At 36.4% G+C, this 12,792-nt stretch carries 6 protein-coding genes, 1 tRNA gene and 5 pseudogenes; 6 read left to right on the top strand and 6 right to left on the bottom strand.

What is annotated here, in order from left to right; genetic code table 11:
* The first annotated feature begins 711 nt into the window (after positions 1–711).
* Both AFK68_RS29315 and AFK68_RS29310 read left to right on the top strand, forming a co-directional pair.
* On the top strand, positions 712–1,002 hold the full coding sequence (locus tag AFK68_RS29315; RefSeq protein ID WP_094677364.1) for a hypothetical protein: 291 nt from the start codon (positions 712–714) through the stop codon (positions 1,000–1,002).
* Between the two features lie 21 nt (positions 1,003–1,023).
* Positions 1,024–1,440 carry a heavy metal-responsive transcriptional regulator gene (locus AFK68_RS29310; RefSeq protein ID WP_094677362.1) on the top strand — a complete coding sequence of 139 codons (417 nt, stop codon included), beginning with the start codon at positions 1,024–1,026 and terminating at the stop codon, positions 1,438–1,440.
* 245 nt (positions 1,441–1,685) lie between these two features.
* On the opposite strand, the gene AFK68_RS29305 is transcribed toward AFK68_RS29310, so the two are convergent.
* The 5 genes and pseudogenes from AFK68_RS29305 to AFK68_RS29285 all read right to left on the bottom strand — a co-directional run.
* Positions 1,686–1,767 (bottom strand) — tRNA-Leu (locus tag AFK68_RS29305).
* A complete protein-coding gene (locus AFK68_RS29300; protein WP_094677360.1) occupies positions 1,746–2,618 on the bottom strand; it encodes a M48 family metallopeptidase in 873 nt (290 codons plus the stop codon). Before AFK68_RS29300 ends, AFK68_RS29305 begins: the two co-directional genes overlap by 22 nt.
* 1,763 nt (positions 2,619–4,381) lie before the next feature.
* Positions 4,382–4,801: pseudogene (locus tag AFK68_RS29295) on the bottom strand (transposase); the annotation flags it as partial.
* Positions 4,802–5,157: 356 nt separating this feature from the next.
* Positions 5,158–6,007 (bottom strand): annotated as a pseudogene (locus AFK68_RS29290) (UDP-N-acetylglucosamine 1-carboxyvinyltransferase); the annotation flags it as partial.
* Position 6,008: 1 nt separating this feature from the next.
* Positions 6,009–6,700: pseudogene (locus AFK68_RS29285) on the bottom strand (UDP-N-acetylglucosamine 1-carboxyvinyltransferase); the annotation flags it as partial.
* 1,023 nt (positions 6,701–7,723) lie between these two features.
* Here AFK68_RS29285 and AFK68_RS29275 point away from each other — a divergent pair.
* The 4 genes and pseudogenes from AFK68_RS29275 to AFK68_RS29260 form a co-directional block, all read left to right on the top strand.
* Positions 7,724–8,192, top strand: a pseudogene (locus AFK68_RS29275) (alanine dehydrogenase); the annotation flags it as partial.
* 1 nt (position 8,193) lies between these two features.
* Positions 8,194–9,017 (top strand): alanine dehydrogenase (ald, locus tag AFK68_RS29270; protein ID WP_143438413.1); only part of this gene is annotated, 824 nt, incomplete at its 5' end.
* A 965-nt stretch (positions 9,018–9,982) separates the two neighbouring features.
* Positions 9,983–10,441 carry an IS607 family transposase gene (locus AFK68_RS35720; protein WP_246844534.1) on the top strand — a complete coding sequence of 153 codons (459 nt, stop codon included), beginning with the start codon at positions 9,983–9,985 and terminating at the stop codon, positions 10,439–10,441.
* The gene (locus tag AFK68_RS29260; protein WP_143438410.1) at positions 10,344–11,519 is read left to right on the top strand and encodes an RNA-guided endonuclease TnpB family protein; all 1,176 of its coding nucleotides are present in this window, start codon (positions 10,344–10,346) and stop codon (positions 11,517–11,519) included. The genes AFK68_RS35720 and AFK68_RS29260 overlap by 98 nt, the downstream gene beginning before the upstream one ends.
* 99 nt (positions 11,520–11,618) lie before the next feature.
* Here the strand turns inward: AFK68_RS29260 and AFK68_RS29255 are convergent.
* Positions 11,619–12,656 (bottom strand): annotated as a pseudogene (locus AFK68_RS29255) (IS630 family transposase).
* Positions 12,657–12,792: the final 136 nt, after the last annotated feature.

The following is a 12,792-nucleotide window of genomic DNA, read 5'->3' as shown; positions in this document are numbered from 1 at the left end:
GAGATGGGGAGATGGGGAGATGAGGAGATGGGGATATAGAGGCTATTTTTATACTTTTTTACCTATTCTATTTCACCGAAATTCTTACTCCTGTCTCCTGTCTCCTAATCCTCACTTTTGTAAAGATACTGTTAGGGCTTCTATAAATTTAAAACGCTGAAAAATTCCTAAATCTTAGGAATAAGAGAAAATGTCTAATACCTTGATATAGCGCTACGCGTTAAGGTATTAGACATTTCTAAATCCTAAAACCCTTTATTAGTCTACTATTCCCTATTCCCTATTCCCTATTCCCTAGCGCTATAAATTGAGAATATTATAGATTAAATTCCTATTCTCTGAGCCACTGCTAGTGAAAACATAGCCAATATTATTTAGGAGCATTATCTTTGATAATTGCATTATATGGATAAAATATTGTTAATGTGAAGATCAGAACTAATCCCATTTAGTTGAAAAATTCATACTTTTGTGAAACCGCAATTATAGATTGGTTGTGCCATACATACAATAGTTCATTGGCCAGAGGGTGCGGATATTAAAACAATGTTGAGATAAAATCAAAACTAATTTACGGATTTCAAGTTTCAGATGGAAGTATAGTTAATTAAGTTAACATAACTAAGATTAAGAGACTAAGATTCTTAACTTAATTCCCTTGAGCAGAACAAAATATACTGAAAGTCTAGATGACATTAAATTAAACTTATGATGAACGCTTTATGGCCAAGAATCCTGAAAATAGCTTATCGAAAAGATCCAGTAGTAAGCTTTATAGTCACAGTAGGAGCTGTTGATGCTGTAATTGGTGGTGTTGGTTCAAGTTGGTCTTTATTTGGTCTAGGGATGGGAACAGTAGGAGTGGCAATCATATTGCGTTTCTGCTTCCTAAAGCGTTCTCATTTTGACCAAGCTACTCCTGTTCCAGAATATTATCTGCCTCCCAATTCATCTCGTCCACAACTACCAATTCTCAATAGAAATAAAAAGCATTTTCCATAACTCAGAAATAATTTATCCTCCATGAAAATAGGACAAGTTGCTGCTGTTAGTGGTTTGCCAATTAAGACTATTCGCTACTATGAGGATATGGGTTTACTAAAACCTTCTGTAGAACGTTCTCAATCTGGTTATCGCTTGTTTGAAGAGTCGGTGCTTGGCAGACTGAGTTTTATTAAACGAGCAAAATCTTTAGGTTTGAGCTTAAGGGAAATTTCGGAAATCTTGGTCATTAGAGATCGAGGTGAACTACCCTGTAGAGAGGTTAAGCAAAAATTAGCCAGTAAAGTCCAGGAAATTACTTCTCAGATAGAAGCATTAGAAAACTTAAAAGGAGAGTTACAAGAAATTCTTCAGCATTGGCAAGAGGAGCCATCAACTAATCAGGTAAGAGAGACTGTTTGTCCTAATATACAAGCTCAAAGATATAACAATAAATAGCGAAAATTTGAATACTATTCAGGCAGTCGCCAACCTAGCAAACAAATAAAAAAAAGGAACCATGGTTCCCTTTTTCTTGACTGTCTAATTTTTTTCTAAGTATTTTTTGCTGCTTTTTGATTTGTCTTAACCTTGCAGTTCCCCCTTTGCCTTTAATATTTCTCCCTTGTTGACGGGGAGATTCCCATCTTTTTAGTTTCGCCATATTATTATCCTTGAATATACAATTCTCAAATAAATTACTATGGGCGGAGAGAGACTCGAACTCTCACGACCGAAGTCGCCACATTTTGAGTGTGGTGCGTCTACCAATTTCGCCACCCGCCCTTACTTTTTTTATTGTACACATCTCTTGCTAAACTTTGCAACAGATCCTGATATTTTTTGCTACTTGCCCATCTGTCAATTTCTTTAGCTCTCAATACAGGCAATGGATGACTTAACTGGGCTGTTTGAAGTTCTCTTAAAACTTCACCCAATTCTGTATTACTAAATTCATTGTAAGCTCTTGCCTGGGCTAAAAAAGCATCAACATTAAGTTTTGGTGATATGGTTGGAGAACCACCAGCTAGCTTCATCAAAACTGATGCAACTACTTTAGGATCTTGTGTGGCCAGAAGTGCTGCACGATCACAACTAAATTCGGCACACCTTAACCATTCTAGTATTTGGCTTTGTAAGCTTTGAGCTATTATACCACCCCATGTCGAAATTTGTCCAGCAGCAAGTACAATTAAATTACCTAAGGTGAGATATACTCCATGCTCACATTTGAGATGTCCTAGTTCGTGACCTAATACTGCTTGGATTTCCTCTAAGTTGAGCAACTCTATCAAAGATGTATGAACAACAATAAAAGGTTGCTTCCCTCGCATAGCAAATGTATAAGCATTAGGCACAGGATGTTGACGAACGTATAATTGGGGTGGTTCTAGGTCGAGTGCTTGACAAGCATCTAATAGTGTTTTATGTAAATTTGGCAATTGTGCTTCACTCACTAGAACACTAGATGCAATATTTTCCATATAGAAAAATTGCTCACCTAATGGACCTAGCAACTGTCTAACTAACAAGTCTATACCAGGAAGTTGCTTTAAAGCATTTGTTGCCTCTAAATCTAAGGGATGCCGAAAATGATTGGCTTTTAAACCAATTAGTTGTGTTGTTGTCAAAGCCATATTTGCTTCAGTCTAAGCATATCAATTATATATTAGCACAATCAAATATAAAAATATTTTGCATCTTATAGTTAGGGTTTGCTAAAAAAGTATGTATGGTCAGGGTAGGAGTCAGGAGTCAGCAATCATTAGGGGCGAAACGTGAATCGCCCGTATAGGAGTCAGGAGAAATGGGAATTATAGAGGTGGTGGGAGGAAGAATTGTGCCTTGATTTTTCTGCCCTTGTCTGCCCTAAATATTAACTTTTTGCAGCTCTAGAGACCGAACTTCTTGCACTTTTTTCGACCCAAAAAGGCACTTGCCTTTATCTGTCAATACTTTGATCTTTAATCAGCAAGCTCTAGTTAATACAACTCCAGTCATTTCAGTTATCAGTTATTAGTAAGTCTGCCTGAAGAAAGAGCCTGGAGATATTGAAGTTAACTAGCTATCAGCTTTTCCTTACGGAATGCTGCGCAAACAGCATTTAGCAGGAGCGCTAAAAATTCGAGGGTTTAAGTCCCCCACAAGAGTTTGAAAAAATTAGTGGTGCGCTTTGCGTGAGGGTTTTAATCCTCCATTATACACCTTGAATAAGCTGACTGCTGTTAACGTTTGCGCAGCATTCCGTAGGAAAGTTCAGACCTAGGAGGCTAGCTGAGTGCTGACTGCTACTTCAATTTTTTTTCATCCCCTTGAAAAGGGGTAGGGCCGTTTCAAAAGTATTGTGAGTTAACAATTTAAGGAGAACGGGAGATGTTTAGGAGCAGAAAATAGAGAAATTAGCCATATCAGTGCCGATTTTTCAGTCGATAANGTTAACAATTTAAGGAGAACGGGAGATGTTTAGGAGCAGAAAATAGAGAAATTAGCCATATCAGTGCCGATTTTTCAGTCGATAAGTGTCATTAAACTCTGTCTAAATATCTGGTTCAATGGCCTCAAATCAAAACTCTTCGTATTTTTAACCTTTAAGAATAATTGATGAATATTGGGGATGCCCTGTGGGTAAAGGGTGGAAAATTCTGCCCTGCTCCCTACTCCCCTGCTCCCCAGGAGCCTTAAGCAAGAATAAAATAGCCCTGCCTTAAAAGGTGAAGGTATTGACCTGATTTTTTGGTCAAATTATAGAACCCATTTGGTATTTATTTTTTTATACATGATGGGGGTGCGAAGTGTGGGAAGTGTGGGGAGGTGGGGGCATTTTTCTACCTTTTTCCCCTATTTTATTTCTTAATCTCCTGACTTCTGAGGACTGACTCCTGACTCCTGAGCCAAAAACTCGCAACTTTGCCAAGATACCAAATGGCTTCTATAGACAACCTAACAATTACATTTCAAAAAGGCACTTGCCTTTATCTGTCAATACTTTGATCTTTAATCAGCAAGCCCTAGTTAATACAAGTCCAGTCATTTCAGTTATCAGTTATTAGTAAGTCTGGCTGAAGAGAGAGCCTGGAGATATTGAAGTTAATTTTTTTTCATCCCCTTAAAAGGTGAGGGTATTGACCTGATTTTTTGGTCAAATATAGACAACCCAACAATTACATTTCAAAAATTTCTTTCATTTTTACTTTGATAAATTAATTATCCAGGTGCAATTTTCTATTCACAGAGATTCCCACTGAGGGTTATATTTGTGAGAAAATTGATTCTAACTTTTTCATGGTCTGCTTTTAATCAACAAAGTGGTTAAAATTCAGTTGATTTTGAAGTTAAATTCATTCAAGTATCCAAAACTAAATTTATGGCTTCTATCTTTATGGTTTGAGGTGAACAAATGTCATTTTTCTTCAGAACTTACCGAATAATTAATAATTAACGAGCTATTAGCTTTACCTTTGTCAAGATACCAAATGGCTTCTATATAAATAATACAAACTTCCTCAAGTACGGCTACAGATAATTCCTCAAGAATAAAATCATATTCTGTAATAGAAGCGATGTATTTTTGACTAAATCCAGCTAATATATTTCTCAAGATTTTTTGTAATAAATCCAACGAATCAAAGACAGGATTTTTCAATAATTTTTTGATCTCTTGCCAAATTTTTTCAATGGGATTAACTTCTGGGCAATAGGGAGGTTGAAATAGTAAAATAAGATTATTAGGAATAGACAAGTTATTCCCTAGATAGACACGCCCTTTATCTAGGTAAATAATGTGTATTTCATTAGGATAAGTTTGAAAAAAAATTTCTAAAAATTTTTCAAAGCAAGGAGTAAGTACCTAGACAGAATTAATTTAATATTTTGGCGGTGGTAGGCANAAATAATTTTTTCTACCTACTTATCTTCTAATACAAAATTAATATGAAGTTGCATAGAATAAAACTTTAATCAGAGTTGACCGTAGATAAATACAGAGAATTTGATGAACTTTATAACTCTGTGCAGCTTCACATCAAAATGGTATAAATCAGGGTTATTTCATTCTCAAAAGTATATTTTTGTGTGTTCACAAAAATGGGTAATTTCAACCTTACTAAATTTGAACTTCTGATGGCTAAAAGGCAGTAAATTCATTGCCCATATCTAGAATGAAATAGCCCTATTTTTTTAGACAGAAGCAGGGGAAATTTCATTTTCTTTAACTTGGTCTACCCTCTGCAATTTTGCTCCTAATTTTTGCAATTTAATTTCTATTTCCTCGTAGCCTCGATTAAGGTGTTGTAGACCCTGAAATGTTGTTTCCCCCTCTGCTGCCAAGGCTGCTAAAATCAAGGCGGCAGAAGCTCTCAGGTCAGTCCCAATTACTGGAGCAGCAGATAACTTAGGTACTCCTTGGACAATCGCATGATTTCCTTTGACCCTAATATTAGCACCCATTCTATTTAGTTCCGAAACATGACGCATACGATTCTCAAATACTGTCTCTGTAACAGAACTACTGCCAGAACAGACACTTAGCAAAGCCATAAATGGGGCTTGCATATCTGTCGGAAAACCAGGGTATGGTTGAGTATCAATATCAGTAGATTTCAATATTTCACCAGGTAAAATGCGTAAACTATCAAATTTTTCCTGTATAATTTCTACTCCTACTGACTGAAGTTTAGAAATAACCGCACTCAAATGTTTAGGCACTACTGGTGAAATAGTTATCTCTGAATTAGTAATTGCCCCAGCTATTAAAAATGTACCAGCTTCTATTCTATCAGGAATAATAGTATAATCTACTGAATGTAGCTTTGGTACTCCAGATATTACTATAGTCTTTGTACCTGCACCAAAAATATTAGCACCCATAGCTATACATAGATTAGCCAAGTCTTCTACTTCAGGTTCTTGAGCTGCATTTTCAATGATTGTTTCTCCTTCAGCCAAGGTAGCAGCCATCATTAAAGTTTCAGTCGCCCCAACACTAGGATAGTCAAGATAAATTTTAGCCCCTTGTAACTTTTTTTTANACTATAGTCTTTGTACCTGCACCAAAAATATTAGCACCCATAGCTATACATAGATTAGCCAAGTCTTCTACTTCAGGTTCTTGAGCTGCATTTTCAATGATTGTTTCTCCTTCAGCCAAGGTAGCAGCCATCATTAAAGTTTCAGTCGCCCCAACACTAGGATAGTCAAGATAAATTTTAGCCCCTTGTAACTTTTTTTTACTACCACTGATATAAGCGTTAACCATACCATGTTCAATATGAACTTCTGCTCCTAGAGCTTGTAAACCTCTAACATGAAGGTCAACAGGTCTAGCACCAATAGCACATCCACCTGGTAGTGGGACACGAGCAACTCCCAGTCTAGCCAAAATAGGACCTATAGCAAAAAAGCTGGCACGCAACTTTCTCACTAATTCATAAGGAGCTTCAGGATTATCTAGATTACTCGCATCTATATCTAAAGTATTACCATTTTGTTTTATTTTTGCTCCCAGCGCAGATAAAACTTTTCCCATTGTGTTAATATCTGCTAGACATGGGATTTGACGTAAACGACAAACCCCTGAAGAAAGTAGTGTTGCTGCCATTGCAGGAAGTGCTGAATTTTTAGCACCACTAATATTAATATTTCCTTGTAAACGAGAAGGACCCCAAATTTTCAGTATTGACTGATTTACAGGGGATAAATTTTGCTTCTCGGTTTCTCCTATTGAATGTAATTGTTGATTGATGGCTCTATCCTCCCTCAATGTCCTAAGTTATTGATTTTAATTTTTGCTCTTGATTGTACTGGAAAGTCAACAAATGTCTAGGGGTTGACAAATTATTTTTCTTAATCTAAGTTGCCAAGAAAATTTAGACAGCTCCGGAAAAATTGTAGGTGTTGCAGTTAGAGACTTAAAAAAAAATATACAATTACTCTCAATTAAATATAAAAACTAGGTAGAACCTATCCCACTAATAATATTTCTGCTGAAAAGCCTAAATATTGTTAAAGATAAAAACGAAAAATCCAGCTTTTCAGGAAAATTTTACTTAAGTAGGGTTTGCTGATTAAATATCAAAGCATTTACAGATAAAGGTTGTAGGCTTTTTAAGTGGTGAAAAAGTACCAGATTTTAGCCTGATCAGGCTAAAAAAGTTAGTATCAAGGTAGAGACACCCAAGTTAAGAGATAATTTTTCCGAGTAAGTATTCTATAACTTCTGATTCCTCTTGACTCTGTACGGACGCCCTTATGCAACGTCCCTACCTACTCCCTACTCCCTACTCCCTGCCAAGCACAAAAAGACTTTTTCAGCAAGCCCTAAGTAAATAAGCATTTTTACAATAGTGGGATAGGTTGTAGAGATGTTGTCTGCAACGTCCGTAGGTCGTAGGCAAATTAGGCAGCGAAACTTTACCAGGTATAGTTCTTTAAATTAGATAATTTATTTTTTGCTATTTCCTTAGAGACTGCTATCTATAGAACCCCTAAGCGTATCTCCAGAAAATAGGTTGGAGGGAAAAGTAATTGATAAAAAATGGGTAATAATTGATTTGATGATTGGATGAGTGGGAGATATCTAATACATCCCATCTCCCCATCTCCCCATCTCCCCATCTCCCCATCTCCCTCCTCTGTTTTTAAATAGATCCCTTTAGGGGTTCTATAAGCCATATAGCTAATTGATTTTAAGTTAGAGTAAAGTGGTGAAAAATATAATTCCCTAGTACATAAATGGAGATGATGGATGAAAATAGGTATCCCAAAAGAAATTAAGGATCAAGAGTTCCGTGTAGGACTAACTCCTGCAAGTGTCAGGGTCTGTATTGAAACTGGTCACCAGGTTTTCATAGAAACAGAAGCCGGATTAGGTGCGGGCTTTAGTGATGATGATTATCTTCAAGCCGGAGGGAATATTGTATCAGATGCTGGAGAAGTTTGGAATTGTGAAATGATAGTTAAGGTCAAAGAACCTTTATCATCAGAGTATGAATTTCTCAAATCAGGACAACTATTATTTACTTATTTACATTTAGCTGCGGATCGGAAGTTAACCGAAAGGTTGATTGAAAGTGGTGTAATGGCGATCGCCTATGAAACGGTAGAACTATCGGACAAAAGATTACCTTTGTTAACTCCTATGAGTATAATAGCTGGACGTTTGTCTGTACAGTTTGGCGCAAGATTTTTGGAAAGGCAACAAGGTGGTAGAGGTGNAACTATTATTTACTTATTTACATTTAGCTGCGGATCGGAAGTTAACCGAAAGGTTGATTGAAAGTGGTGTAATGGCGATCGCCTATGAAACGGTAGAACTATCGGACAAAAGATTACCTTTGTTAACTCCTATGAGTATAATAGCTGGACGTTTGTCTGTACAGTTTGGCGCAAGATTTTTGGAAAGGCAACAAGGTGGTAGAGGTGTTCTATTGGGCGGGGTTCCTGGTGTTACCGCTGGCAAGGTTGTAATTCTAGGAGGAGGGGTAGTTGGTACGGAGGCAGCTAAGATTGCTGTTGGCTTGGGCGCAAGAGTACAAATTTTGGATATTAGTTTGGAAAGGTTAGCTTATCTAGAAACCCTATTTGGTTCAAGGGTGGAGTTACTATATAGTAGTTCTTCTGCTATAGAAGCAGCAGTAGGAGATTGTGATTTACTTGTAGGAGCAGTTTTGGTTCCTGGTCGTCGTTCTCCAGTATTAGTTCCTAAAAGTTTAGTAGGACAGATGCGTTCTGGCTCTGTGATTATTGATGTAGCTGTGGATCAAGGTGGTTGTGTGGAAACTCTACATCCTACTTCTCATACAAATCCTACTTATGTCGAATTAGGTGTCGTACATTATGGAGTACCTAATATGCCTGGGGCAGTTCCCTGGACAGCTACTCAAGCACTAAATAATAGCACTTTGCCTTATGTATTGCAGTTAGCCAACTATGGTAGTAAAGCTTTAGAAATGAATCCAGCATTGGCTAAGGGATTGAATGTTAAAGACCATGTTTTGGTTCATCCTGCTGTCCAAGAAGTATTTCCCGATCTAAAGTAATCAAAACTATGTTTGAAGACTAGATACTGATGATTTTTTATTAAGAATAAATTTGTACTTAGTAATTGACTGCATACACCATGATAATACCATGTAATAAAACTAATATTACAATTAGTTCAAAACTTGAATTATTAAGTAATTAGTAAGGTTTAGCAATGTTTTTAAAGATTACAGGCATAAAGTTAATATATATCATTCGTAATTTCCCTGCCTCCTGATGTCAAGAATATATAGCAAATATTTTAGTATTTTATATAAATTTATAGTTTCCGAAAACTAGCAAAATGATTATTTCTNAAAGATTACAGGCATAAAGTTAATATATATCATTCGTAATTTCCCTGCCTCCTGATGTCAAGAATATATAGCAAATATTTTAGTATTTTATATAAATTTATAGTTTCCGAAAACTAGCAAAATGATTATTTCTCAGAATGCTTGATTTATATTGGTCAAAATAACTGGGTCTAAAACTCCGCCTAAATGGCGAAATGTTTTTGGAGGGTTGTCGAAAATCCCCGTTATAAAAACAACTTCTGACTTTTGACTTCGTTAATCATATTCCTAAAGCTGGAGGTTGACTAACTATTATCTATTTGCTAACTTATATTCACATAAGCTCCTATATGTCAAGATAGGATTATGGGTTATGTTTCACTTAGGAAAGCCGTAGAAATACTTGGCTTGCATCCTAATACATTACGCTCTTTATGCAGATGAAGGCAAAATCGAAATCATCAAAAACGAGGCAGGGCAAAGATTGTATAACGCACAATCTTACATCAGGGGTGCAACTAGAGCTTCCCTTATTTGCTACTGCCGAGTCTCATCAGCAAAACAAAAAGATGACCTCAAAAGAAAAGTTGAGTTCATGGAAGGCGAGTACCCAAAGGCCGAAATCATCAAAGACATTGGCAGTGGACTTAACTTCAAGCGAAANCAAAAACGAGGCAGGGCAAAGATTGTATAACGCACAATCTTACATCAGGGGTGCAACTAGAGCTTCCCTTATTTGCTACTGCCGAGTCTCATCAGCAAAACAAAAAGATGACCTCAAAAGAAAAGTTGAGTTCATGGAAGGCGAGTACCCAAAGGCCGAAATCATCAAAGACATTGGCAGTGGACTTAACTTCAAGCGAAAAGGTCTTAGAGCCATACTGGACAGACTCTTGCGAGGCGATAAGCTCACAATTATTGTTACCTGTCGGGACAGACTTACCAGATTTGGATTCGAGCTTATACAGTATTTGGTCGAACAAAACGGTGGGGAAATCCTGGTTCAAGGGCCAGCTATATATTGTCCAGAATCAGAAATGGTCGCCGATGTTCTCTCGATCATCCACATATTCTCCTGTAGAGTCCACGGACTTAGAAAGTACAAACAAAAAATCAAAGAAGATTCGGATTTACCTCAGCCGTGAACAAAGGCAACTACTCAGACAATGGATAGGTGTGGCTAGGTTTACCTATAACCGAACCGTTGAATACCTTCAACAACCTGATACCAAGGCTAATTGGAAAGCAATCAAGGGTGGGATTTTGAAGAATTTACCTGAGTGGTCTAAACCTGTTCCTTACCAGATAAAATCTATTGCTGTTCGTGATGCTTGTATAGCAGTCAGAGAAGCAAAAGTTAAGTATTCTCAAACAGGACAGGTACAGCTCCTTAAATTCAAATCTCGTAAAAATCCTATTCAGTCTTGCTACATACCTAAATCGGCAGTATCAACAAAAGGTATTTACCACACTAAGCTTGGGTTACTCAAATTTTCTGAGCCATTACCTGAGACTTTTGGAGATTGCAGAATAGTTGTTGCCGGAGGACAATATTACCTTTGCTTGCCAGTTGATGCACCAAAACATCCGACTGAAAATCAAGGTCGGGTTGTAGCATTAGACCCTGGAGTGAGAAACTTTTTAACGCTATTTTCAGAAAATAGTTTTGGTTGGATAGGTAGGAGCGATATTGGAAAAATCCAAAGACTTTGCTATCACTTAGATGATTTAATCTCTAGATTGACGAAGGCTAAATCTAAAACCAAGCAACGCATGAAAAAAGCAGCCAATCGAATGAGATTAAAGATGAGAAATCTCATTTCGGAAATGCACCATAAAACAGCTTTATTTCTAGTTCAAAACTTTGATGTGATTTTACTGCCAACTTTTGAAGTTTCTCAGATGACAACCAAATCAAGCAGAAAACTCAGAAGTAAGTCAGTCAGGCAAATGCTGAATTGGGCACATTACAGATTTGAACTTTTCTTGAAACATAAAGCTGGTGAATATAACAAAATCGTCTTAGATGTAAGTGAAGCCTACACTAGCAAAACTGTTAGCTGGACTGGTGAAATCCTGAATAACTTAGGTGGCAAAAAAGTTGTTACTGGTAATGATGGTTTTCGTCTCGAGCGCGACTTAAACGGAGCACGTGGAATCTTTATAAAAAGCGTGGTAGAGCAATTTTCTACCACATTGGGAGATACCCCCTCAGTAAGTTGATCTTACTGTGCATTGTTAACAAATGTTAGCAAAATAGTATCGGAACTAGCATAGGCATATCTGTACTAAGAACACTTGAGGTATAACAATATAGCAGTCCTAAATAGGTTGTGGCAAAATTCCATACTGAAAAAGTTTAGGAAAGTCAAATATTTGACCATCAGCAAAAAACTTAAATAGCCACTTAATTATTTTAAAAGAACTGCAAAGATGATAAAATTGTCTTATGAAATTTTTGGTTTGTAACCAAATATCTTCTACCGGGTTTTGCTCCGGGGCATTCGGGGCAAATTTTGTACAATTTATCAACCATTTTTCTTCGGGTTTTTCTTGATTAATTGCTATCAAATATTCTCGAAATTATTGAGAACTATGATAAGTTACTCCATCCCAAAATATTGCCAATCTTTTTCCTGGTCTTTGTTATTGCAAATATTTAACATTCTTCAATAGTATTTTCCGTATTTCCACATCTATATTCTTGAACAATAAATTCTTTGATTTGATCATCTAATGCTCCATAATAAGTCTGTCTTTCCTTTTGATTTTTTATGGGAATTTCTCTTCTTGTGTCTGTTCTTCCCCAAGCATAACTTAAGATGTCGCCCCATAGCAAATGATATTCGTCAATCATAAACACTGCAATGTTTCCAGCTTCTATTTCTGGTTGCCATTTAGCCAACAATTCTTCTATTTCTTTTTTTTACTTTCACTAATTTATCATTTTTAGCTAGATTATTTTTTTGAGTTTTTTTCCAAGTTATTTCTGCTTCCTTGAGTAAGCTATAATAACTTTGATTGGACTCAAAAACCACTTTATATTCCTTCTGTAAATAGTTAGAATTGTCTGATAATCTCAGATAATCTTGTTCTCTCAACCAGTCAATTGTTTTCTCTTTTTCTTGTGGCTTTAAGTAACCTTGTTTTCCTTGATATTGAAGCTTTAAACTTTCTACGCCATGAAAAAGTGCTTAGTTTTTCCATTGGCTAATAAAACTATGAGAAACCTTTAATAATTCTTTGACTTCATGGTATGATTTTCCCTACAAAATCATTTTTACCGCCAAGGCTCTTGTTATTTCTTTTGCCTATGCATGTCTGACTGATAAAATCATCTAGTTCATCTATAATATTCATTATTTTATCTTTTTATTGGAGATGTTATTATTTTTCGGATATTTTTTGAAGTATTTTGATGCTTATTTAAAGGGAGAAGCTTTTCCAATTCCAGAAACTACTTAATAAGCAGTCAGCAGTTAGCTATCAGCAGTCA

It is taken from the genome of Hydrocoleum sp. CS-953 (genome assembly GCF_002260545.1).
GTDB lineage: Bacteria > Cyanobacteriota > Cyanobacteriia > Cyanobacteriales > Microcoleaceae > Trichodesmium.
Note: the sequence above shows the minus strand (reverse complement) of the source record. Positions and strands in the feature narration are given on the sequence as shown.

Coding starts and splice junctions, on each gene's coding strand:
- AFK68_RS29315 (WP_094677364.1), top strand. CDS start 712: ATGAACGCTTTATGGCCAAGAATCCTGAAAATAGCTTATCGAAAAGAT.
- AFK68_RS29310 (WP_094677362.1), top strand. CDS start 1,024: ATGAAAATAGGACAAGTTGCTGCTGTTAGTGGTTTGCCAATTAAGACT.
- AFK68_RS29300 (WP_094677360.1), bottom strand. CDS start 2,618: ATGGCTTTGACAACAACACAACTAATTGGTTTAAAAGCCAATCATTTT.
- AFK68_RS29260 (WP_143438410.1), top strand. CDS start 10,344: ATGTTCTCTCGATCATCCACATATTCTCCTGTAGAGTCCACGGACTTA.